This window comes from Helicobacter sp. 23-1045, assembly GCF_053654655.1.
This window is the reverse complement of sequence record NZ_JBSIUR010000001.1, coordinates 312,239-332,868: the sequence shown is the minus strand read 5'-3', so window position 1 is coordinate 332,868 and position 20,630 is coordinate 312,239. Positions and strand designations below refer to the sequence as shown.

Annotated in this window: 28 protein-coding genes, 2 tRNA genes and 1 pseudogene; 20 read left to right on the top strand and 11 right to left on the bottom strand. The window is 40.2% G+C overall.

The features are described 5' to 3' along the window. Positions 1-141: 141 nt before the first annotated feature. Genes ACWIUE_RS01935 through ACWIUE_RS01915 form a run of 5 tightly spaced genes read left to right on the top strand, consistent with a single transcriptional unit; the run spans position 142 to position 2,115 of the window. The gene (locus ACWIUE_RS01935) at positions 142-843 is read left to right on the top strand and encodes a Fic family protein (protein ID WP_454134358.1); all 702 of its coding nucleotides are present in this window, start codon (positions 142-144) and stop codon (positions 841-843) included. A 2-nt stretch (positions 844-845) separates the two neighbouring features. After that, entirely contained in the window at positions 846-1,607 is a 762-nt protein-coding gene (locus tag ACWIUE_RS01930) for a tRNA 2-thiocytidine biosynthesis TtcA family protein (RefSeq protein ID WP_454134356.1), read from the top strand. 13 nt (positions 1,608-1,620) lie between these two features. After that, positions 1,621-1,746 carry a hypothetical protein gene (locus ACWIUE_RS01925; protein ID WP_454134354.1) on the top strand — a complete coding sequence of 42 codons (126 nt, stop codon included), beginning with the start codon at positions 1,621-1,623 and terminating at the stop codon, positions 1,744-1,746. Beyond that, the gene (locus ACWIUE_RS01920; RefSeq protein WP_454134352.1) at positions 1,692-1,841 is read left to right on the top strand and encodes a hypothetical protein; all 150 of its coding nucleotides are present in this window, start codon (positions 1,692-1,694) and stop codon (positions 1,839-1,841) included. The genes ACWIUE_RS01925 and ACWIUE_RS01920 overlap by 55 nt, the downstream gene beginning before the upstream one ends. Further along, the gene (locus ACWIUE_RS01915; protein ID WP_454134350.1) at positions 1,807-2,115 is read left to right on the top strand and encodes a hypothetical protein; all 309 of its coding nucleotides are present in this window, start codon (positions 1,807-1,809) and stop codon (positions 2,113-2,115) included. The genes ACWIUE_RS01920 and ACWIUE_RS01915 overlap by 35 nt, the downstream gene beginning before the upstream one ends. A 120-nt stretch (positions 2,116-2,235) precedes the next feature. Here ACWIUE_RS01915 and ACWIUE_RS01910 read toward each other — a convergent pair whose 3' ends face one another. Continuing rightward, entirely contained in the window at positions 2,236-3,045 is an 810-nt protein-coding gene (locus ACWIUE_RS01910) for a MetQ/NlpA family ABC transporter substrate-binding protein (protein ID WP_454134348.1), read from the bottom strand. A gap of 184 nt (positions 3,046-3,229) precedes the next feature. On the opposite strand from ACWIUE_RS01910, the gene hemJ reads away from it, so the two are divergent. The 9 genes and pseudogenes from hemJ (at position 3,230) to ACWIUE_RS01865 (ending at position 12,141) form a co-directional block, all read left to right on the top strand. Beyond that, positions 3,230-3,661 (top strand): protoporphyrinogen oxidase HemJ, encoded by a 432-nt coding sequence (gene hemJ, locus ACWIUE_RS01905; RefSeq protein ID WP_454134536.1) that lies wholly within the window; start codon positions 3,230-3,232, stop codon positions 3,659-3,661. A 9-nt stretch (positions 3,662-3,670) separates the two neighbouring features. Then, positions 3,671-5,050, top strand: coding sequence for an argininosuccinate lyase (gene argH / locus ACWIUE_RS01900; RefSeq protein WP_454134346.1), 1,380 nt, complete (start codon positions 3,671-3,673; stop codon positions 5,048-5,050). Continuing rightward, positions 5,047-5,280: pseudogene (locus ACWIUE_RS01895) on the top strand (class I SAM-dependent methyltransferase); the annotation flags it as partial. The gene argH and the pseudogene ACWIUE_RS01895, both read left to right, overlap by 4 nt. 243 nt (positions 5,281-5,523) lie before the next feature. Continuing rightward, on the top strand, positions 5,524-6,234 hold the full coding sequence (locus ACWIUE_RS01890) for a class I SAM-dependent methyltransferase (protein ID WP_454134534.1): 711 nt from the start codon (positions 5,524-5,526) through the stop codon (positions 6,232-6,234). 124 nt (positions 6,235-6,358) lie between these two features. Further along, the gene (locus tag ACWIUE_RS01885) at positions 6,359-6,529 is read left to right on the top strand and encodes a hypothetical protein (RefSeq protein ID WP_454134344.1); all 171 of its coding nucleotides are present in this window, start codon (positions 6,359-6,361) and stop codon (positions 6,527-6,529) included. 184 nt (positions 6,530-6,713) lie between these two features. Then, the gene (locus tag ACWIUE_RS01880; protein ID WP_454134343.1) at positions 6,714-7,175 is read left to right on the top strand and encodes an RDD family protein; all 462 of its coding nucleotides are present in this window, start codon (positions 6,714-6,716) and stop codon (positions 7,173-7,175) included. Then, the gene (locus ACWIUE_RS01875) at positions 7,172-9,382 is read left to right on the top strand and encodes an LPS-assembly protein LptD (protein ID WP_454134341.1); all 2,211 of its coding nucleotides are present in this window, start codon (positions 7,172-7,174) and stop codon (positions 9,380-9,382) included. The genes ACWIUE_RS01880 and ACWIUE_RS01875 overlap by 4 nt, the downstream gene beginning before the upstream one ends. After that, the gene (locus tag ACWIUE_RS01870; RefSeq protein WP_454134340.1) at positions 9,375-10,037 is read left to right on the top strand and encodes a phosphoribosyltransferase family protein; all 663 of its coding nucleotides are present in this window, start codon (positions 9,375-9,377) and stop codon (positions 10,035-10,037) included. The genes ACWIUE_RS01875 and ACWIUE_RS01870 overlap by 8 nt, the downstream gene beginning before the upstream one ends. Before the next feature lies 1 nt (position 10,038). Beyond that, positions 10,039-12,141, top strand: coding sequence for a polyribonucleotide nucleotidyltransferase (locus ACWIUE_RS01865; protein WP_454134338.1), 2,103 nt, complete (start codon positions 10,039-10,041; stop codon positions 12,139-12,141). Here ACWIUE_RS01865 and ACWIUE_RS01860 read toward each other — a convergent pair. Continuing rightward, a complete protein-coding gene (locus tag ACWIUE_RS01860) occupies positions 12,127-12,294 on the bottom strand; it encodes a hypothetical protein (protein WP_454134336.1) in 168 nt (55 codons plus the stop codon). The genes ACWIUE_RS01865 and ACWIUE_RS01860 overlap by 15 nt on opposite strands. A 9-nt stretch (positions 12,295-12,303) precedes the next feature. Between ACWIUE_RS01860 and ACWIUE_RS01855 the strand changes: the two genes are divergently transcribed. Continuing rightward, on the top strand, positions 12,304-12,450 hold the full coding sequence (locus tag ACWIUE_RS01855; protein ID WP_454134334.1) for a hypothetical protein: 147 nt from the start codon (positions 12,304-12,306) through the stop codon (positions 12,448-12,450). Between the two features lie 158 nt (positions 12,451-12,608). Here the strand turns inward: ACWIUE_RS01855 and ACWIUE_RS01850 are convergent, their stop codons facing one another. From ACWIUE_RS01850 to ACWIUE_RS01830, 5 genes are read right to left on the bottom strand one after another with little or no spacing between them, the layout of a single operon-like run. Next, complete coding sequence (locus tag ACWIUE_RS01850; protein WP_454134332.1) at positions 12,609-13,007, bottom strand: hypothetical protein; 399 nt, start codon at positions 13,005-13,007, stop codon at positions 12,609-12,611. Positions 13,008-13,024: 17 nt separating this feature from the next. Further along, positions 13,025-13,198 carry an ankyrin repeat domain-containing protein gene (locus ACWIUE_RS01845; protein WP_454134330.1) on the bottom strand — a complete coding sequence of 58 codons (174 nt, stop codon included), beginning with the start codon at positions 13,196-13,198 and terminating at the stop codon, positions 13,025-13,027. A 24-nt stretch (positions 13,199-13,222) separates the two neighbouring features. Beyond that, a complete protein-coding gene (locus ACWIUE_RS01840) occupies positions 13,223-13,882 on the bottom strand; it encodes a tetratricopeptide repeat protein (protein WP_454134328.1) in 660 nt (219 codons plus the stop codon). Further along, positions 13,882-14,559 (bottom strand): tetratricopeptide repeat protein, encoded by a 678-nt coding sequence (locus ACWIUE_RS01835; protein ID WP_454134326.1) that lies wholly within the window; start codon positions 14,557-14,559, stop codon positions 13,882-13,884. Before ACWIUE_RS01835 ends, ACWIUE_RS01840 begins: the two co-directional genes overlap by 1 nt. Next, complete coding sequence (locus tag ACWIUE_RS01830) at positions 14,556-14,975, bottom strand: hypothetical protein (RefSeq protein ID WP_454134325.1); 420 nt, start codon at positions 14,973-14,975, stop codon at positions 14,556-14,558. The genes ACWIUE_RS01835 and ACWIUE_RS01830 overlap by 4 nt, the downstream gene beginning before the upstream one ends. 144 nt (positions 14,976-15,119) lie before the next feature. Here ACWIUE_RS01830 and ACWIUE_RS01825 point away from each other — a divergent pair, with 144 nt between their 5' ends. The 4 genes from ACWIUE_RS01825 to ACWIUE_RS01810 all read left to right on the top strand — a co-directional run bounded on the left by ACWIUE_RS01825 (position 15,120) and on the right by ACWIUE_RS01810 (position 16,240). Next, on the top strand, positions 15,120-15,368 hold the full coding sequence (locus ACWIUE_RS01825; protein ID WP_454134323.1) for a helix-turn-helix domain-containing protein: 249 nt from the start codon (positions 15,120-15,122) through the stop codon (positions 15,366-15,368). A gap of 240 nt (positions 15,369-15,608) precedes the next feature. Beyond that, on the top strand, positions 15,609-15,920 hold the full coding sequence (locus ACWIUE_RS01820) for a F0F1 ATP synthase subunit C (protein WP_454134321.1): 312 nt from the start codon (positions 15,609-15,611) through the stop codon (positions 15,918-15,920). A 55-nt stretch (positions 15,921-15,975) separates the two neighbouring features. Beyond that, positions 15,976-16,059 (top strand) — tRNA-Leu (locus ACWIUE_RS01815). Positions 16,060-16,153: 94 nt separating this feature from the next. Next, positions 16,154-16,240 (top strand) — tRNA-Leu (locus ACWIUE_RS01810). Between the two features lie 122 nt (positions 16,241-16,362). On the opposite strand, the gene era is transcribed toward ACWIUE_RS01810, so the two are convergent. The 3 genes from era to hslV are packed head-to-tail and all read right to left on the bottom strand — an operon-like array spanning position 16,363 to position 19,567. Next, entirely contained in the window at positions 16,363-17,736 is a 1,374-nt protein-coding gene (gene era, locus ACWIUE_RS01805) for a GTPase Era (protein ID WP_454134319.1), read from the bottom strand. Then, on the bottom strand, positions 17,733-19,037 hold the full coding sequence (gene hslU, locus ACWIUE_RS01800; RefSeq protein ID WP_454134317.1) for an HslU--HslV peptidase ATPase subunit: 1,305 nt from the start codon (positions 19,035-19,037) through the stop codon (positions 17,733-17,735). The genes era and hslU overlap by 4 nt, the downstream gene beginning before the upstream one ends. Beyond that, positions 19,034-19,567 carry an ATP-dependent protease subunit HslV gene (gene hslV, locus ACWIUE_RS01795; RefSeq protein WP_454134315.1) on the bottom strand — a complete coding sequence of 178 codons (534 nt, stop codon included), beginning with the start codon at positions 19,565-19,567 and terminating at the stop codon, positions 19,034-19,036. Before hslV ends, hslU begins: the two co-directional genes overlap by 4 nt. 131 nt (positions 19,568-19,698) lie before the next feature. On the opposite strand from hslV, the gene ACWIUE_RS01790 reads away from it, so the two are divergent. After that, positions 19,699-19,998, top strand: a complete 300-nt coding sequence (locus ACWIUE_RS01790; protein WP_454134313.1) for a hypothetical protein — start codon at positions 19,699-19,701, stop codon at positions 19,996-19,998. Between the two features lie 159 nt (positions 19,999-20,157). On the opposite strand, the gene rplI is transcribed toward ACWIUE_RS01790, so the two are convergent. After that, complete coding sequence (rplI, locus tag ACWIUE_RS01785; protein ID WP_454134311.1) at positions 20,158-20,604, bottom strand: 50S ribosomal protein L9; 447 nt, start codon at positions 20,602-20,604, stop codon at positions 20,158-20,160. Positions 20,605-20,630: the final 26 nt, after the last annotated feature.

The window sequence follows — 20,630 nt, the reverse complement described above, 5'->3', positions numbered from 1 at the left end:
TGGCGTAATCGCAGAATCTTGCTAGATTCTGCGATTTATATTGCTATGATTCTGCAAATCGTGTGAAAATCTTGCGCGAATCGCAGAATCTCTGCTAAAATTGCGCTTTTTTAAAAAGCGCAACAAAAGCAAGGACAAAAAATGTTAGATATTTTAAGCAATCACAACTACGCACTTGATTTATGTGTGAGAATGGCGCACCACTCCACCGCAATCGAGGGCAACACGCTCACCCAAGATGAAAGCGCGAGCATTTTGGTGGATGATTTTATCCCAAAGCAAATGAATATGCGCGAATTTTACGAAGTGAAAAACTATAAGCAAGTCCTGCAATATCTAATTACTTCACTGCAAAATAAAGCGAGTTTGACGCCACAGCTCATTAAAAAATTTCACGCTTTGTGTTTGGAAAATCTGCTTGAAAACAATGGCGAGTTTAAGAAAATCCCAAATATCATCATTGGCGCGCCATTTGATACGCTCCCGCCTTATCAAGTGCCTACCGCGATGGCGCAGTGGTGCGAAAATCTCTACTATCGATTTGAGAATGCAAAAAATGATGATGAAAAATTGTGCGCGATTTTGGAGGCGCATATAAGTTTTGAAAAAATCCACCCTTTTAGCGATGGCAACGGCAGAATCGGGCGATTGCTAATCGTGTATAGTTGCTTGGAGCAGAATCTCGCGCCTGTGATAATTCAAAAGGGCGATAAAGCGCAATACATTTCAATAATCCGCAATAATGACATAAAAAATTTTATGAAAATGGCGCAGAATCTACAAGAAAATGAAGCACAAAGAATGCAAATTTTTAACCAAAACGCAGAATCTATAAAGGACTAACGATGATAAGCAAAAAGATTTTAAGCGCAGTTGGGCGGACAAACGCCGAGTATGGGCTAATAAAAGAGGGCGACAAAGTGCTTTTGGGGCTTAGCGGGGGCAAGGATTCGATGCTACTAGCTATGATTTTAAAGCGAATGCAAAGCCACGCACCCTTTAAATTTGACTTCAAAGCAATCACAATCGACTACGGACGCGGGGGCGAGTATGAATATATCATCGATTATTGCGCAAAGCACGGCATTCCCTACGAACTCTACCGCACGAAAATCTTTGAGGCTTTGGAGGAAAAGAAACGCCCACATAGCTCATATTGCAGTTTTTGTTCGCGTATGAGGCGCGGTGCGCTGTATAGCAAGGCGTTGGAGGGCGGATTTAACAAAATCGCTTTGGCGCACCACTTAGATGACGCGGCGGAGAGCTTTGTGATGAATTTCAGCTACAATGGCGCGTTGCGCTCTATGCCACCGATTTATCGCGCTGGGAACGGGCTATTTGTCATTCGTCCGCTGATTTTTGTGCGCGAACGGCAGATTATCGACTTTATCAAAAGCAATGAAATTTATATCGCCCCTGATTGCAACTGCCCGATAAATTGGGTAGATAGCGACAAAAAGCCCTTTGCAAGGGCAAGTGCAAAGGCAATGCTACGCGAAATCGAGGCGCAAAATAAGGACTTTTTTATCTCGCTCAAAAAAGCGTTTAGCAATATTCACGCGGGAAGTTTTTGCGATAAGGATTTTTTAGATTCTGCGGATTTGTGAGATTCTGCGAAAAGTGATAAAAACGCAGAATCTAACCCACCCCCTTAATCCCCCTCCGCAAGGGAGGGGGAAATTATTCCGTCATTGCGAGATTCTGCGAAGCAGAATCGTGGCAATCCAAATCAAATTGTCATTTTGAGCAAAGCGAAAAATCTCTTTTTAGATTCTGCGAATCACACAAAAAACGCAGAATCTTGGATTGCCACGAAAATGCTACGCATTTTCTCGCAATGACGGAATATGTGGATTGCCACGATTCTGCAAAAAATCGCAGAATCTCGCAAAGGCGGAGATTTTTCGCTCGTTTCACTTGCGTGAGAATGACGAAAATATGGATTGCTTCGTTGTTTTCGCTTCGCTCAAACTGCCTCGCAATGACAGGTTTTTTGCATTAGATTCTGCGATTTTCGTGCGAGTCGTAGAATCTCGCACGCCGTTTCAAACAATCGAAGTATTGATTGTTTCGCTTCGCTCACAAATTCTGCGAATTGCGGTGTTGCTTTCGTAGTTTTTGCTAAATTTTGGGTGCGAGACTAGACTAGCGGTCTGCGAGCACCTGAAATTTAGCAAATCTGCGGAATGAATACCCAAAGACAAATTGTGCTCACGAGACAACGCACTTATAAAATTAAAATGCTGGCACCACTTCGCCTTTATATGTTTCCTCCAAAAACGCCTTTGTTTTCGCGCTCGTCAGCGCATTTTTCAACTTTAATAAATTTGGATTCTGCGCCTCACCGCTTCGCACCACCAAAATATTCGCATAAGGCGAGCGCGAGTCCTCTAAAAATAGCGCATCTTTCGCGCTCATCCCCGCTTGCAAGGCATAGTTTCCATTGATTACCGCGCAATCCACATCGCCAATGATTTTTGGCAGCATCGCCGCATCCACAGGTTTAATCTTTAATTTCTTCGGATTCTGCGCGATGTCAATCTCTGTGGCGTATAAATTATTTTCATCTTTTAACTTCAAAAGTCCATTATTGTGAAGCAAAATAAGTGCCCGCCCGCCGTTGCTAGGGTCGTTTGGGATGGCGATTGTCGCGCCATTTTTTAGCGCGGAAATATCCGTAATTTTTTTAGAGTAAAATCCAAGCGGTTCGATGTGAATTTTTGCGATGGACTTCAAATCTAACTTTCTATCCGCTGATAATTTATCCAAATACGGCTGGTGCTGGTGGAAATTCGCATCCAATTCGCCGTCATTTAGCGCGATATTTGGCAATACATAATCGCTAAATTCGACAATCTGCAAGTCAATGCCTTCACTTTTCAAATCATCTTTAATATTCTCCAAAATCCGCGCGTGAGGGTTTGGCGTCGCGCCGACTTTGATTGTGATTAAAGTATTTTCGCTAGATTCTGCGTTTGCAGAATCTCCGCACCCGATAATAAAAAATCCCGCAATTAGCGCAAAAATCAATGCTAATCTTTTCATATTTCTCCCTTAACTTTCAAAATTAAAAGCGCAATTTTTGCCTATATTTGCTTAAAATGAAATTTATTTTTAAGATTTTTTGTGCCATAATTCGCATTTTTATACCAAATTCGCAGAATCTAGCGTAAATTTCGCAGAATCTAGCGCGAATTTCGCAGAATCTAGCGCGAAAAAGGGGAAATTTATGAATTTATATCTTATCTTAAAAGCACTTCATATTGTGGCGTTTGCTTCGTGGATGGCGGTTTTGTTTTACTTGCCACGACTTTTTGTCTATCACACAGAAAATAAGGACAAAGCGGATTTTGTGAGCGTAGTAAAGATTCAAGAGGACAAACTCTACTATTTTATCGGCACACCCGCGATTGTGGTAACGATTCTAACGGGCATTGCGATGATTGCGCTAAATATGGATTTGTTTAAATCAGGCGGTTGGTTTCATCTAAAATTGCTCTTTGCATTTTTGCTAATCATCTATCATTTCGATTGTGGGCGACATTTGCGCAATCTAAAAAATGACATTTACGCAAAAAGTGGCAAATTCTACCGAATCTACAACGAAGTGCCTACGCTGTGCATTTTTGTAATCGCATTTAGCGCGATACTAAAATTTTAGGTGGCAATCGTGGCAAAGCTTTGGGGAGGGCGATTTCGCGAGACAAGCGCAAAAGTGTTGGAGGAATTTAACGCTTCGATTCATTTTGACAAAGAGCTTTATGCGGAGGATATTTTTGGCAGTAAGATTCACGCAGAAATGCTAAATCGTATAGGGATTTTGAGCGACAGCGAAAAAAACTTCATTTTGGGCGGTTTGGATAAGATTCAAAGCGAAATCGAAAATGATGAATTTAGCTTCAAAATCGCCGATGAGGACATTCATATGGCAATCGAACGGCGTTTGGTGCAACTTATCGGCGAAGTTGGCAAAAAGCTCCACACTGCGCGTTCGCGCAACGACCAAGTCGCCCTTGATACAAGGCTCTATGTCCAAAAGCAAAATGTGGCGATTCAAGGGCTTTTAAAGGATTTAATCGCCACGCTTTTAAATATCGCAAAAAATCACACCACAACGATTATGCCCGGTATGACGCACTTGCAACACGCCCAGCCTGTGAGCTTTGCATTTCATATCCTTGCGTATTGCTTTGCATTTCGGCGCGATATTTTGCGCCTTAAAAGCGACTATGAGCGCAATGATTTTTGTCCGCTTGGGAGTGCGGCTTTGGCGGGTAGTCCATATAAAATAAAGCGGGATTTTTGTGCGACAAAGTTAGGATTTTCTGCGCCTTCGTTTAATGCGATGGATTCGGTAAGCGAGAGAGATTTCGCGCTTGATTTGCTGTATGCAATAGCGATGATTGCGCTTCATTCTTCGCGCTTTGCTGAAGAGCTGATTTTGTGGAGTAGTAGCGAATTTGGCTTTATAACCATTAGCGATTCCTTTGCCACAGGGAGTTCTATAATGCCAAATAAGAAAAACCCCGATGTGCCAGAGCTTATTCGTGGCAAAAGTGGCAGAATTTTTGGCAATCTACTTGCACTGCTAACCACTATGAAAGCCCTGCCTTTGGCGTATAACAAAGATATGCAAGAGGACAAAGAAGCCCTTTTTGATAGCGTGAAAAATATCAGCATTTGCCTAAAAGTGCTAAATGCGATGCTAAAAGAAGTGCAAATCAACGCCGATTCAATGCTAAATAAGGCAAAAATGGGGCATTTGACTGCGACAGATTTGGCGGACTTTTTGGTGCAAAAAAAGGGCGTCAGTTTTAGAGACGCACATCATATCGTAGGCAAAGTCGTAGGATTCGCCGAATCTATGGGCAAAGATATTAGCGAATTAAGCGAAAATGAGCTGTGTGCGCAGGATTCAAACTTGGATGGTGCAAAGGTGGTGTTAGATTTGCAAACTTCGCTAAATTCGCGCGATTCTTATGGTGGAAGCGCGGAAGTGCGCGTGAATGAGCAAATAGAAATAATGCAGGATTTTTTAGATTCGCTATGAAAAAAATAGACAGCAAACAGCGCGAAATCGTGGCAATGTTTGATTCAATCGCGCAAAATTATGACATTGCAAATCGCATTTTAAGCTTTGGGATTGATAAAAAATGGCGCAAAGAAGCGTGCGAAAAAGCGATAGGATTGTGCGAAAAAGATTCGCTAGATATATTAGATGTTGCCTGTGGCACGGGAGATATGATACTTTGTTGGTTAAAAGTATGCAATTCGTCTCTTACGCAATCTTTGCGGGAGCTTGAAAAATCCGCACTCGATAGGCAACCAGCCTTATCTCGCACGGATTTTTCTGCGCAACCCACAAATCTTGCGCAAGATACTAGAATTGCAAATGATTTAAAAGATTTAAATAATCCGTCATTGCGAGATTCGCAACGCGAATCGAAGCAATCCAAAGATTCCCCCTCCCTTGCGGAGGGGGCTAGGGGGTGGGTAGATTCTGCGAATGCAGAATCTAATAAAATGCAAAATACGCAAAACAAACAATCGAAGGATTGGTTGCTTCGCTTTGCTCGCAAATCCTACGGATTGCGGTGTTGCTTTGGATTATTTTCGCGTGAAACAAGCGAGATAGGACTTGGGCGTCCATCGAGCGAAGTTTTATGCGAAAATAATTCAAATGAATACCCAAAGGCAAATTGCCAAAAAGAAAACGCACCAAAATTAACCTCCATTCGTGGCATCGACCCTTCAAATGAAATGCTAAAAATCGCAGCCCAAAAGCTCCCACCCTCCGTGATTTTGCAAAATGGCGAGGCAAAGGATTTGCGTGTAGATAGCGATAGCGTGGATATTCTCTCAATCGCCTATGGTTTGCGAAATGTTGTCGAAGTGGATTCCGCGCTAAAAGAATTTCACCGCGTTTTGCGCAAAAACGGCATTTTGGTGATTTTGGAGTTTAGCAAAAAGGACAACGAAAATATTTTTGATAAAATCGCGCGATTTTACACCAAGCGAATCTTGCCCTATATCGGGGGCTTTATCTCCAAAAATTACGCTGCGTATAAATATTTGCCAAATTCGGTAGATGGATTTTTGAGTTTGGAGCAAATCGCCCACAAACTGCAAAATTTGGGCTTTGGCGTTAAATTTAGCAAACGATATTTTTGCAATGTCTGTTCGCTAATTATCGCACAAAAAGATTCAGCACAAAAAGATTCAGCACAAAATTAACGCTAGATTCTGCGAATCGTAATAAATTTTAGACAAATTTGTAGAATCTAACCCACCCCCTTAATCCCCCTCCGCAAGGGAGGGGGAGAAAAACAGAGAAAACCCCTCCCCTTGCGGGAGGAGTTTGGGGTGGGGTATTTATCGCACGGGAGTTTTTTTGGATTGCCACGAAGTCGTGCCGACTTCTCGCAATGACGAAATAAACGCAGAATCTAACACAATTTCGCAGAATCTCAACGCAGAATCTACCCACCCCCTTAATCCCCCGCGCGCATTTGAGAGGGGGAGAAAATAGAAACACCGCCACAAGGGAGGGGGAGAGTTTGATTTAACCTCCGCAAGGGAGGGGGATTTTTTAATTTTATTCTACATTTTAAGTCTAAAAATGGTAGATTCTGCGTTTTTGTGTTTTTGGATTTAAATGCGTAAATTGCCACGAATCACAGGGCGATTTTCGCACAAAATAAAGGACATTTTTAATGAATCTAATGGATATTTTGGATAGAGAAGGGTTGAAAATCGCAAGTGACGAGCGGCGAATCCTAGCATTTTTCATCGATGAAATCATCATTTCGCTAATTATTTTTGTAGGATTTTTCGGCGAACTCTCCACATTAAGGGGCGATGTGGAGCAGATTCAGACGCTTTTATCAAATGCGTTTTTATATATTTTCGCACTTCAAGTCGCCTACCATAGCATTTTTACCGCGCTTTATGGAGCGAGTTTGGGTAAGATTATTTGTAAGATTAAGATTGTGAAAATCGACACACTTGATAAGCCAAATGCGCTAGATGCGGTGCTTCGCTCTCTTATTCGCATAATTTCTACGCTTTTACTTTATATCCCGTTTTTAGTGGCGTTTGGAGATACATTTAGACGCGCGATGCACGATTTGATTATCAAAACAATCGTAATTGACATAAGGCAAGAGATAGAATGAGATTTGCCCTAGCAGTCGTTTTTTTCGCACAGATTTTAGTTGCGCAAAGTGCGGTAAGCGAGTTTGATAGGGATAATAATCGAATCTTTGAACTTTACGCTGATAGCGTAGAATCTAGCGATAATTCAGTTGTCATCGCAAAGGGCAATGCCTCTTTGATTTCGCAAAATGTCTATATAATCGCGGATTTGATAAAGTATAATACAAAGACGCGCGAAGCGGAAGTCAGCGGGAATGCGCAGTTTTACAAAGATGGCAATTTATATTTTTCTACGCAAAATGCAAAGGTGAATTTTGATGAAAAGTTCTATCTAATCGAACCTGTTTATATCCAAGACGCAGAATCTGGCGTGTGGATTAGCGCGAAAAATACCAAAGGCAAAGATAAATTCTTTGAGTTTGATGACCCAATCATTAGCGCTTGTGAGATTAGCGACCCTGTGTGGCGGATTGAGGGCACTTCTGGGACTTTCAATCAAGAGAGCAATATCGTAGGAATATGGAATCCGCGCATTTATATCAAAAATGTCCCCGTGCTGTGGTTGCCATATATTTTTCTCTCCACAAAGCAAGAGCGAAGCACGGGATTTTTATATCCAAGTTTTACGCAGTCAAGTTTGGAGGGATTTGTATATTTGCAACCATTTTTTATCGCAACGCATAGTTTTTGGGATATGACGCTAACGCCACAGATTCGCTTTTCGCGCGGATATGGTGGCAATATGGAACTGCGATTTGTGGATTTGCAAAATCAATTATTTTATTTTAACGCTGGATTTTTTGATAATTTTCATAAATATATGATAAAAAATAATGTGCAAAACAAATACATTTATGGATTCAACTTCAATCACGAGCGGAGGGGCATTTTAAGCGAATTTTTTGATGGATATGATGATGGTTTGCATTTGGATTTTCGCTTTATGAATGATGTGGATTATATTCGTTTGCAAGACGCAGAGAACACAGATATTGAAAATCGTATCCAAACTTCAAAGGCAAACTTCTTTGGCACAAAAGGCGAGCATTACGCGGGATTATATTTCAAATATTTTTTAGACTTGCAAAGTCCTACAAATGACGCCACCTTGCATACTTTGCCGCATTTTCAATATCATAAATACACTTCGCAACTTGGCATTAGCAATCTAACCTATTCAATCGATGCAAATACCAAAAATATTATGCGTTATCGCGGATTTGGATATGTGGATAATAGTGTGCGTGTGCCACTAAACTTTCACTTGCCGATTTTTGGCGGATATGCTACGCTTGGGGCGAGTGTGAGTGCAAATGCCGGAGTTGTCACACTAACTCGCGCAGATAAATTAAGCGATAAAATCAAGCAAAATAAGACAAGCAACTATTTTAGCGCGAACTATGGATTTTTCATCGCAAGTGATATTGCAAAGCATTATAATAAATTCTTTCACGCGCTAAATTTTAAAGCAGAACTTACAAATCCGCTTTATTCTTACAAAGATGATGAAAATAATATTTTAAATGCTGAATCTACCGCCACAGACGCCGAACTTTATCCGGCGTTTAAGTCAAATACGATTTTTAGCGATGTGAAGCCATCCCTTCGCTTGGGATTTTCGCAGTATTTTTTTGATATCGATGGGGGCGAAATATTATATCATCGAATGTCGCAACTCGTGGATTTAGGCGATGGATTGGAGGATATTGAGCGATTTAGCTCTCTTCGCAATGAAATTGGATTTAATATTTTTGATAATATTAGCGTTTCAAATACGCTTTCTTACTCGCATAAATTTCAAAATTTAGATGAAATCTCATTTTCAATAAATGCGCGATATGGGTATTTTCAAGGGAGTGCGACTTATTATTTACGGCAAAAATTCGATGGCAATTATAAAGAGTGCTTAGATGGTGCGTGTGTGGAGACTACGGCAAATTTTTTGCGACTAAAACTAGCGCACGACTTTGAGTATTTCTCACTCAAAGGCGATGTTGGATATGATTTTAATCAAAATTATTTAAGAGATTGGAATGTGAGTATTGCAAAAGACATTCGTTGCTTTGGCATTGGACTAAAATTTGCAAATGAGATTACGCCCATTTTAACAAAAGAAGGGGCGAAGTCCATCACAAATCGCTATATTAGTTTGGAGTTTAGATTCGTGCCACTGACTTCAACTAGCATAAAATATAATTTCAAAGAGAGCGTAAGAAGCAATGATTGATAGGGTTTATGAAAAGTTTGAAAATAGAAGCGATGCGCTAAATAAATTGCTTGATAAAACGCCAAGTGCGGAGTTTGAGAAAAGCGGGACGATTTTGGTTGCAATAAGTGCGGGAGGACTTTTTAATGCAAGTGAGATTGCAAGGCGATTTAATGTGCCATTTGATTATTTATTTAGCGAATCGATTTTTGCGCCAAAAAATAATGAATGCGAAGTGGCGATAGTTAGCGAAAATATGGATATTGCGATAAATAGCGCGCTTGTGCAGTCCTTTGGTATAAGTTATGATTTTATTTATGGCGAAGCAAAAAGGCGATATGATGAGAAGATTTTGCCTGATATTTATAAATATCGCAAGGGCGAAAATATCAGCGCACTTGATAAATGCAATGTGATTTTGGTTGATGATGGCGTGGAGAGCGGACTTAAAATGAGTGTGGCAATCAAAACTTGCAAGAAAAAGTTATGTAGCACCATTCGCATTTTTACGCCAATCATCGCAGAATCTACGCTTTTGCAGTTAGAAAACGCGGTGGATAATATCTTTTTTGTGTATGCGCCAAAGCACTTTGTGGATACGGAGCATTATTACAAGGACTTTGGCAATGCAGATTCTGCGTTTGAAGCGTTAAATGACAAATTTAAAGGGAGATAAAATGGAGATAATGTTAGAAAATGGCGAGATTTTGGCAATCGATGAAGTCGCAAAAAAGGCAAATGGAGCGATTTTATTGCGTAAAGAAAAAGCGGTGATTTTAGCGGTGGTGGCGATGGAAGGCACACAAATTGAAGGCGACTTTTTGCCCTTAACCGTGCAATATATTGAGAAGTCTTATGCAAATGGCAAAATCCCAAGCGGATTTTTAAAGCGGGAGGGCAAACCTAGCGATTTTGAAGTGCTTACTTCGCGACTGATTGATAGAAGTTTGCGTCCGCTTTTTGCTAAAAATTTTCGCTATCCGTTGCAAATTAGCGTGTTTGTGCTAAGTGGCGATGAGAGTTGTGATTTACAAGTTTTGGCGTTAAATGCGGCGTCTATGGCACTTTATATTTCAAATGTCCCGATAGATTCTGCGGTGAGTGCGATTCGCGTGGGACTAATCGATGATAATTTTGTGATAAATCCGCCAAATATCGCAGAATCTACAATCGATTTATTTGTCGCTGGGAGCGAGAATATTTCGATGATTGAGTTTAAAAGTAATTGCGATTCGCTATGTGAATCAAAGATGATTTGCGCGCTAAATTTGGCAAAAGAAAAATTGAATGCAAATGCAAAAATGTATGAAAACGCGCTAAATCCACATAAAAAAGCGCATTTGGATTTGGGGGATTTGGGGGATTTAGATTTAGCGAATGTTGCGGATTGCGTGGATTGCGTGGATTTAGATTCGGCGGATTGCGCGGATTTAGATTTGGCGGATTTAGATTTGGCGTTTGCGAAAATTTCTAAAAATTATGGCAAAGATTTGGAGAATGTAATTCAAAAAATGGGCGAAAATAATGCGCCACTAAATCTCTTAAAACGCCAAATCATCGCAGAATCTAAGTTTAGCGAAAGCGTGGTAGAAAAAAGCGTGGCAAAATTTAAGCGAAACTTTATCCGCAATATGATTTTAAATGAGCGCATTCGCCTTGATGGGCGGAGATTAGATGAGATTCGCAAAATCTCTATCGCTACAAATATCTTGCCAAATGCGCACGGAAGCGCACTTTTCACTCGTGGCGAGACGCAAGTCCTTGCGGTTTGCACGCTTGGCGCAGAATCTGATGCCCAAATCGTGGATAATGTAGGCACAAAAAGCAAAAAAGAAAGATTTTTATTTCACTACAACTTCCCATCATTCTCCACAGGCGAGGCATATCCAATCGGCGCAGTGGGGCGCAGAGAGCTAGGGCACGGCAATTTGGCAAAGAAGGCATTAGAATCATCGCTAAAATCACAGGGCGATAAAACCATTCGCATTGTAAGCGAAGTGCTTGAATCAAATGGTAGCTCATCGATGGCAAGCGTGTGTGGGGGAAGTTTGAGCCTGTTTGCGGCGGGGTTAAAGCCAGAATTTTTAGTCGCTGGTGTTGCGATGGGGTTAATTAAAGAGGGCGATAAATATGCGATTTTAAGCGATATTGCGGGGGTTGAGGACTTTGAAGGCGATATGGACTTCAAAGTCGCGGGGAATGAAAACGGCATAACCGCGCTTCAAATGGATATAAAGATTAGCGATGTTAGCGTGGAGATTTTAAGCGGTGCGCTAGATTCTGCGCGTGTGGCGAGACTAGCGATTTTAGAAAAAATGCAAAATGCAAAGGCACAAATCGTGCTAAATGACAATGCGCCAAAAAGCGAGACTTTCTCCGTGCCACAGGGCAAAATCCCGCTTATAATTGGTAGCGGTGGCAAAAATATCAAGCGAATAATCGAGCGATTTGAAGTGAGCGTAGATATCGCAAAAGACAGCGGACAAATCACGCTTTTTGGCGCAAATGGCGCGAATCTCGCGGAGGCAAAGGCGGAGATTTTGAAATGCGTAGATTTTGCGGTGGAGAAATTTGCGGTGGGCGAAAAATTTAGCGGTGTGGTAAAAAGTGTCGTGCATTTTGGGGTGTTTGTGGAGATAAAAAATGGTGTCGATGGGCTGATTCACGCTTCAAAATTATCGCGCAATGGGCTAAATTTGAGCGATTTTAGCGAAGGGCAGAGTGTGAATGTCGAAATCGTAGGGATAAATAACGACAAAATCGAGCTAAATTTGTGCTAAATATTGCAAATTTCGTGCGATTTGGCGAATCACTACGCATTTTGTCATTGCGAGGCGATTCAACGAATCTTTAAATAAAAAATCCGTCATTGCGAGGCGATTTATCGCCGAAGCAATCCAAAAAAATAAAGCGAATCTTGCCCCGCCCGTCATTGCGAGTCCTTGCGACAGCAAGGTGAAGCAATCCACAAATCAAATGCGAATCGAAAATATTGCCGTCATTGCGAGAAAATGAGCGTAAGCGAATTTTCGTGGCAATCCAAACCCCGCGAATCTAAAAGGCAAATAAAAACAATGCCACAAAATTGAATCGATAAATTAGATTTTTAGAATCTGCCCACAGATTCGCCAAAAGTAAGCGATTCACATTAGATTCGCAAGTCCCCCTAAATAGATTGCTTCGTTGTTTCCGCTTCGCTCAAACGCCTCGCAATGACGGATAATTTCACGCGAATCGCAAATGCGATTCATTGTTTTAACATCAAAGTTATTCCTGCGCCTATTGCTACGCCGATTGCGCCGATTGTAGCAGTGATTATAGCAAGGCGATTTTTTTGTCTCTCCAAGCAATAGTCCATTTGTAGCTTATTATGCTCATCTATCAACTTTGCACGATATGTTTTAAGTGCCTTTATATGCAAATTCAACAATCCTATATGCACTATTTCATCATCGCCCACCAAAGAAAAATGCGATGACAAATCATCTGCGCTGTTAAACTTTATCGTTCCTTTCCATTGCGCTTCGATTTCTTTTATACATTGTTCGTGGCACATTTCTATATGTCCCTCTAATGCCTTTTGGGCGAAATCAATAGTCTCATCTAGTAGTTTTATTATCTCACTTGACTTTATTTCCTTGCCCATTATGTTGCCTAGCAATCTTAAAAAAAGCTACTTATCGCATCTGGCTTTGCATAATCTAGTGCGGTTTTGCCATTATTATTTTTAATACCTATATCTGCGCCATTTTCTATGCTTTCCTTAACTTTCTCAAAATTATTATTTTTAGCCGATTCTAGCAATATTTCATTCCAATTCATATCTTCTCTATTCATCTCACACCCTTTTCATTCAGCTCTTTAATAAGCATCACAGCCTTCTTGAAATCCTAAATCACACGCTTTGCCGTATAGCTCTTTTGCTTTTGATAGATTTTGTGGGACGCCTTTGCCTTCCCCATACAATACACCTAGTCCAAAGCAACCAAAACCATTTTGCATTTCACAGGCTTTTTCTACATAGCTTTTTGCTAGTTTGTAGTCTATCTTTGTGCCTATACCTAAAAAATATACACTACCAGCAACGGCACAAGATTCTGCAAAGCCCAAACCACAAGATTTTTTATAATATTGCAATGCTTTTATATAATCTTGCCTAACACCTGTTCCATTGGTATAGAAGTTTGCTAAATTACCACAAGCTGCTTGCATTATTTCAATAGCGGGGACTTTTTTACTCAAACTACCATCTATTAGCTCTGTTTGATATGAATCTTTGCTATTTGCTTTATCGCAAACTAATTCAAAGTATTTTTTAACTTTACTATATTGTTCTTGCTCTTGATATAATGCTCCCAACGAAAAACAAGCACCATAATTTTTAGCTTCGCATTGTTTGTCAAAATGCTTTATGCAATATGATAAACTTTTATTGCCACATATTGTTTCCTGCATTTCACCAGCATTTACAGCACACACGCCACACATTATAGCCACAAGGGCAAAAATCAGCTTTTTCATTATCTCACACCCTTTTCATTCAGCTCTTTATAAGCATCACAGCCAATTTGCTCACCCAAATCACAAGCTTTGCCATATAACTCTTTTGCTTTGGATAGATTTTTGGCTACACCTACGCCATCCCCATACATTGCACCTAATCCAACGCAACCACGACCACTTTGCATTTCACAGGATTTTTCAAAATAGCTTTTTGCTAGTCTGTAATCTGTCTTTATGTCTTCGCCAAAATAATACGCACCACCAGCCAAAGCACAAGATAACGCATTACCCAAATCACAAGCCTTTTTATGATATTGCAATGCTTTTATATAATCTTGCCTAACGCCCAAACCATAAGAATGGTATCCTGCTAACGAAAAACAATCTGCTTGCATAAATGTAATAGCGGGGACTTTATTGCTTAAAGCACCATTGATTTGCTCAAATTGAAAGGTAGATTTACTATTTGCTTTATCGCAAACTAATTCAAAGTATTTTTTGGATTCGCTATATTGCTCTAATTTATGGTGCAAATATCCCACAACACTACAAGCACCATAATTTTTAGCCTCGCATTGCCTATCAAAATGTTTTATGCAATATGATAAACTCTTATCTTTACACCACAAATCTTGCATTTCACCAGCATTTACAGCACACACCATCGCCACAAGGGATAATATTAGCTTTTTCATTTTTGCCCATTTGTTGTTTTTCTACTATTTTTTACCACTTCATCGATGAAATTTTTTGTTGCCTCATCAAGTTTTTTGTATTTTGCTTTGACAAATGGCACATTACTTAATGATGTAAGCATATACACATATATCAAATAGTCAAAATGCCCATATTTTGCGAAATCATCAACAATCATTTTTATCGTTTGATAGCCGATTCCAAATTCATTTTCGAGCGTCATTTCAAATTCAGCTTTGCTAAAAAATTTCTCATTTTCGATTCTACGCTCAAATTCATCACAAATTTCAAGCAATCTATCAAACTGCTCTTTGGATAAATCCATTTTTACAGCCAAGCCGTCAATATTTATAAACTCAACACTATCCTTTATGGTGCTAATGTGATATTTGAGTTTTTCGATTTCGTTACGCATTTTTTCTCTCCCTTAAATTTTCATTTTTCAACTAGTTATAACAAGTTGAAATGCAATATTAGCATATTAAAATTTAAATCAAACTTAGTAATAGCTAGTTTTGAAAACAAAATTTTTATAAAAATAAAGGTGGCAAAACGCCCAATGCAAGAGGATTACCTAGAAAAAGCCCACAAAATCATAGGGCAAAATGTCAAAAACGCTAGGCAAAAAGCTGGACTAACGCAACTGCAACTAGCCCTAGAAATAGGACACAAAAGCGTTGGGCTAGTCTCTTGCGCAGAAATCTATCACAAAAAACAGCACTTCAATATCGAGCATTTACTAAAAATCGCAATCGTCCTAAATGTCAGCGTGGAGGACTTTTTCAAAGGTTTAGATGAGATAAAATAGTGTGATTTTTAGCCAAGTTTTTATGTAAAAATGCCAAATCTTTGCGAATCTTTATGCAAAAAGCACAAAATTTCTCAATATCCCAAAATTTCACAAAATTCACACAAATTTTCAAAAATTTTGCAAAAATAAGTGAAATTTTATTTTGATTTTGCAATAATTGCGCCTATCAAAGTTTTGGATAAGTAGGGAGATGAATCCGAACGGCAGGGCTTTGAAATACTTTATTATGGAGAAAATATGAAAAAGTTTCTTTTTTTGTTTTTGGCTTGTGTGGGCGTAGCGTGTGCGAATGATGGTCTTGGCACTGAGCTAATCAAGGCGTATTCTGCGATGGGCGCGGTTATCGGGCTAGGCATTGCGGCACTTGGTGGCGCGATAGGTATGGGAAATGCGGCTGGCGCGGCAATTTCAGGTATGGCGCGAAATCCGGGCATCGGCGGAAAGCTATCCACTACGATGTTTATCGCTATTGCGCTAATCGAGGCGCAGGTTATTTACACGCTAGTTATCGCAATCATCGTGCTTTACGCAAATCCGCTGTTGTCATAAGTGTGCGTTTGGATTCGCGTGGATTTTATATTCGCGTGAATCTAGGCGGATTTTAGCGGTTGTGGTGGAATGGTAGACACGCCATCTTGAGGGGGTGGTGAGGCGACTCGTGCGAGTTCAAGTCTCGCCAACCGCACCAAAACTTTTGCGATTTTTGAATCTTTTTTGAGATTCACACTATAAAGATTCGCATTTTGTGCGATATGTAATTTTTAAAACTTTGCTTTGTTTGCGCCGGGGTGGTGAAACTGGTAGACGCGCCAGACTCAAAATCTGGTAGGGGCAACCCTGTGTCGGTTCAAGTCCGACCCTCGGCACCATTTTTAACAAAAATCATTTTTATAAATTTTAGATATTTAAAGCAAAACGCAGAATCTATATAAAATCGCAGAATCTACGCTAGATTCTGCGATTTTGCAGCGATTTTAGGAAATTTTGCAAATCACTCGCCAATCATCTTTTCGATTGCCTTTTTGTCTTTACTCCACCCTCTCTCACACACCACATTTAGGCTCAAAAATACGCGCTCACCGCTAAATTCTTCAATCTTTTTTCGTGCGTCTATGCCGATATTTTTGATTCGTTTTCCGCCCTGCCCTATGATGATTTTCTTTTGGCTTGTCTTTTCTGTGATGATTTCAGCGTAGATTTTGGTGATATTTTCACTCTCTAATATCCGCAAAATGCGCACTTCGCTACTATAAGGGACTTCTTTGTTTGTGAAGTTAAAAAGCGATTCGCGGATTTTCTCGCGGTAAATCTCGCGAATATGCGTAGAAGTTAGGATTTCGCTATCATACAAAAATGGCGAATTAGGCAAATGTGCGCAAATCGCACCAAAAATCTGCTCCAAATTCACGCGCTTTGTGGCAGAAATGGGGATAATCGCCTCAAATTTGGAGCTATATTTTTGATAAATTTCAAGCTTTTTTAGCAGATTCGCCTTGCTTGTTAAGTCGATTTTTGTCAGCAAAACAATGTGTTTTTTATCTTTGATAATCTCTAAAAACGCTTCATAATGCGCTAAATCATCGCTTATAGGCGCAAGAAACGCCACAATATCGCTAGATTCGATAGCTTTGTGGCTCTCATCAACCATAAGGGCGTTTAGCAACTTTTGGCTTTTGTGAAGTCCGGGCGTGTCGATGAAAATCATTTGCGCGTTGTTGTGCGTAACGATTATATTGCATTGTTTGCGCGTGGCATTGACTTTGTGCGAAGTGAGCGCGAGATTTTCGTTTATAAGAGCGTTTAGAAGTGTGGATTTGCCGGCGTTTGGGCGACCGATGAGGGCAATAAATCCGCATTTGGTTTTATGCTCGTTGTCTTGTGCGCAATTTGTCTTTTGTTCCCCCTCCCTTGCGGAGGGGGCTAGGGGGTGGGTAAAGTCGCTATTTGAAAATTTCGCACTACTATTCTTTTGTGAATCTACCCACCCCCTTAATCCCCCTCCGCAAGGGAGGGGGAGAGATTGAGACTTATCCTCACGCATTTGGGAGGATGGATTATTTTTGTCATTCTGAGATTGCGAAGCAATCGAAGAATCTCTATTTTGAGATATTTCGCTTCGCTCAATATGACAAGATTTATTAGATTCTGCGTTCGCAGAATCTGCGATATTTTCGCCATTTTTTTTATTAGATTCTGCATTTAAAAACAATTCTAGTATTTGCGGTGGAGATTTTGTATTTTTAAAATTTTTTGGGTGTGAGACTAGACTAGCGGTCTGCGAACGCCCAAAAAATTTTAAAAGTGCGAAAGATGCACCCAAAGACGAATTGCCCATAGATTTGCACTCCAATTCGCCAAATTTCACAAAATATACCTCGTGCTGTCGGCATTTTGGATAATTGAATCTAATTTTGATTCAATATCCTTTTTGCCTATTTTTATGCTCTGTCCTTTGAGATTTGGCGCATCAAAGCTAATGTCCTCTAACACCTTTTCGACAATGGTATGCAATCGCCTTGCGCCTATGTCCTCTGTCTTTTCGTTTGCAATGTGAGCGAATCGCGCGATTGTCCGCAGTGCCTCATCATCAAACTCTAGCTTTAGCCCTTCGGTTTCAAGCAAATAAATATATTGCTTAATTATGCTATTTTTGGTTTGAATTAAGATTTTATACAAATCGTCCTCGCTTAATGAATCAAGCTCCACGCGAATGGGGAATCGCCCCTGCAACTCGGGGATTAAATCGCTTGGTTTGCTTAGATGAAACGCACCTGCCGCGATAAATAAAATATAATCCGTCTTAATTTGCCCATATTTCGTATCCACAAGGCTTCCCTCCACAATGGGGAGCAAATCGCGCTGGACGCCCTCTTTGTTTGGATTTTGGCGTGAGTTGCTATTATCGCTGGCCGTTTTGTCAATCTCATCGATGAAAATGATTCCGCTTTCCTCTGCCTTTTTTACCGCTTCGATTTTCAGCTCATCAATATTTGTGATATTTTCCATCGCTTCGTTTTTAAGCAATTCTTTGGCGTCTCTTACATTTGTCTTTATTTTTTTAATCTTTTGCGCTTTGGGGAAAATCTCTACAATGCCGATATTTGGCATAGGAAAGGGGTTGATTGGGGCTTCGGTGATTTCTACCTCGATTTCCAAATCATCAACCGCGCCAGATTTTACCTTTTGCTTCATTTTTTCAAAGCTGATTTTGTATTCCTCTTTTTTGCTCTCACTTGCGGTATTTGGGAGCGGTGGGATTAGGTTGTTTGTGATTTTGGTTAGGATATAATCCTCCGTTTTATCGGCGTTTTTCTCCATATAATCGGACTTTACCAAATTCATAGACGCATTTACCAAATCTCTAACCATTGATTCGACATCGCGCCCCACAAAGCCTACTTCGGTGTATTTACTGGCTTCGACTTTGATAAATGGCAGTCCCAAAATCTTTGCCATTCTGCGCGAAATCTCCGTTTTGCCAACGCCCGTTGAGCCTATCATTAGGATATTTTTTGGCATTATTTCATCTTGAATCTCTTTTGGCAACTGCATTCTACGATAGCGATTGCGAAGTGCGATTGCAATGGCGCGTTTTGCCTTGTCCTGCCCGATAATATACTCATCTAAATATTCTACAATCTCTTTTGGGCTTTTGTCATCTCTCATTTTAACTCCAATATTTTTATGTTTGTGTTTGTGTAAATGCAAAGCTCGCCTGCGATTTGCAGGGATTTTTCGACTAACTCACGCGAATCCAAATTCGCATTGCGATGTAACGCTCTTGCAGCGGATAGCGCGTAGTTTCCACCGCTACCGATTGCCGCAATCACGCCATCCTCTGGCTCTACCACATCGCCACTTCCGCTTAAAATGTAGATTTTTGCGCGATTTAGGACAATCATCATCGCTTCTAATTTTCGCAAATATTTATCCTTGCGCCATTCCTTGCTAAACTCCACCACCGAGCGTTCCAAATCGCCCTTTTTTGCCTCCAAAATCTTTTCAAACATATCAAAGAGACTAAACGCATCTGCCGTGCTACCCGCAAATCCGCTTAAAATTTTCCCATCATAAAGGGCGCGAATCTTTGTGGCGTTTGACTTTAAGACGCAGTTGCCAAAGGTTACTTGCCCATCGCCACCGATGACGGATTTATCCGCCCCTTTGAATGCTAAAATGGTTGTCGCGTGAAACATTTTCAATCCTTATTTCGCAGAATCTAAAAAGTGCGAATTTTACAAAAACTCGCCTTAAAAAATGCGTAAATTTAATAAGATTGCGATTTTTGTGCTATAATGCGCTTTATTTGGTTTTCAAGGATTTCAAAATGGCAATAGCGTTAAATAAAAGCACCAAAATTTTGATAGATAATTTTATCGATAGGCATTTTCAGGGCGAAGATAAAGCGCAAATAAAGCAAGAAGCGTTAGAAATCGCAGACTCAATTTTAGAGCAAAGCAACAAAGATTTGGATAAATTATCCACAAAAGATGATATCGCGCTTGTAAAAAATGATATTGCGCTACTTAAAAATAACATTATCGAAGTAAAATATGAGTTATTAAAATGGCTTGTTATGACGCAAATTGCGATTGCAGGACTACTTATAGCGACTAAAATTATGTAAGATTTTGCGAGATTCTGCGAAATTTATTTTTGACCCACCCCCTAACCCCCTCCGCAAGGGAGGGGGGAATATTTAAATTTGCAGAATCTTAATGTTTTTTCGCGCTAGATTCTGCGATTTCTCGATTAAATTTGATTGATTTCGATTGATTCGCAGAATCTACTCCGCGACTATATCCACCTTGCAAACCGCGTGAATCCCAAAGCCTAGCTTCAAATCCAACTCATAAATGCCCGTGCTTTTTATGGGATTTTTCAAATCCAACGCCTTTTTGTCAATGTCAATATTGAATTTTTCTTTAAAAGCAACCGCAATTTCATCTTTTGTAATTGCGCCATAAAGCGCACCATTTGCGCCCACTTTTTTGCGAATTTCAAGCGTTAGATTTTGCAACTTTTTCGCCAAATCAACCAATTCGCCCTTTAATTTTGCCTCTTCTTCAATGCGCTTTTTTTCTTGCGCCTTGTAGCGATTGATTGTCTCATTTGTGGCGAGTTGCGCTAAATTTTTGGCGATTAAAAAATTTTTGCCATAGCCGTCTTTGACTTCGCAAACGCTCCCTGCCTTGCCTAAACCTTTGACATCTTTTAAGAGTAAAACTTTCATTTTTTTGCCTTTTTTGCTAAAAATTT

Bases quoted from the DNA above. Each gene is read 5' to 3' on its own strand.
- ACWIUE_RS01935 (WP_454134358.1), top strand. From the start codon at position 142: ATGTTAGATATTTTAAGCAATCACAACTACGCACTTGATTTATGTGTG.
- ACWIUE_RS01930 (WP_454134356.1), top strand. From the start codon at position 846: ATGATAAGCAAAAAGATTTTAAGCGCAGTTGGGCGGACAAACGCCGAG.
- ACWIUE_RS01910 (WP_454134348.1), bottom strand. From the start codon at position 3,045: ATGAAAAGATTAGCATTGATTTTTGCGCTAATTGCGGGATTTTTTATT.
- hemJ (WP_454134536.1), top strand. From the start codon at position 3,230: ATGAATTTATATCTTATCTTAAAAGCACTTCATATTGTGGCGTTTGCT.
- ACWIUE_RS01890 (WP_454134534.1), top strand. From the start codon at position 5,524: ATGCAAAATACGCAAAACAAACAATCGAAGGATTGGTTGCTTCGCTTT.
- ACWIUE_RS01880 (WP_454134343.1), top strand. From the start codon at position 6,714: ATGAATCTAATGGATATTTTGGATAGAGAAGGGTTGAAAATCGCAAGT.
- ACWIUE_RS01875 (WP_454134341.1), top strand. From the start codon at position 7,172: ATGAGATTTGCCCTAGCAGTCGTTTTTTTCGCACAGATTTTAGTTGCG.
- ACWIUE_RS01870 (WP_454134340.1), top strand. From the start codon at position 9,375: ATGATTGATAGGGTTTATGAAAAGTTTGAAAATAGAAGCGATGCGCTA.
- ACWIUE_RS01865 (WP_454134338.1), top strand. From the start codon at position 10,039: ATGGAGATAATGTTAGAAAATGGCGAGATTTTGGCAATCGATGAAGTC.
- ACWIUE_RS01860 (WP_454134336.1), bottom strand. From the start codon at position 12,294: ATGACGGGCGGGGCAAGATTCGCTTTATTTTTTTGGATTGCTTCGGCG.
- ACWIUE_RS01850 (WP_454134332.1), bottom strand. From the start codon at position 13,007: ATGGGCAAGGAAATAAAGTCAAGTGAGATAATAAAACTACTAGATGAG.
- ACWIUE_RS01845 (WP_454134330.1), bottom strand. From the start codon at position 13,198: ATGAATAGAGAAGATATGAATTGGAATGAAATATTGCTAGAATCGGCT.
- ACWIUE_RS01840 (WP_454134328.1), bottom strand. From the start codon at position 13,882: ATGAAAAAGCTGATTTTTGCCCTTGTGGCTATAATGTGTGGCGTGTGT.
- ACWIUE_RS01835 (WP_454134326.1), bottom strand. From the start codon at position 14,559: ATGAAAAAGCTAATATTATCCCTTGTGGCGATGGTGTGTGCTGTAAAT.
- ACWIUE_RS01830 (WP_454134325.1), bottom strand. From the start codon at position 14,975: ATGCGTAACGAAATCGAAAAACTCAAATATCACATTAGCACCATAAAG.
- ACWIUE_RS01825 (WP_454134323.1), top strand. From the start codon at position 15,120: ATGCAAGAGGATTACCTAGAAAAAGCCCACAAAATCATAGGGCAAAAT.
- ACWIUE_RS01820 (WP_454134321.1), top strand. From the start codon at position 15,609: ATGAAAAAGTTTCTTTTTTTGTTTTTGGCTTGTGTGGGCGTAGCGTGT.
- hslU (WP_454134317.1), bottom strand. From the start codon at position 19,037: ATGAGAGATGACAAAAGCCCAAAAGAGATTGTAGAATATTTAGATGAG.
- hslV (WP_454134315.1), bottom strand. From the start codon at position 19,567: ATGTTTCACGCGACAACCATTTTAGCATTCAAAGGGGCGGATAAATCC.
- ACWIUE_RS01790 (WP_454134313.1), top strand. From the start codon at position 19,699: ATGGCAATAGCGTTAAATAAAAGCACCAAAATTTTGATAGATAATTTT.
- rplI (WP_454134311.1), bottom strand. From the start codon at position 20,604: ATGAAAGTTTTACTCTTAAAAGATGTCAAAGGTTTAGGCAAGGCAGGG.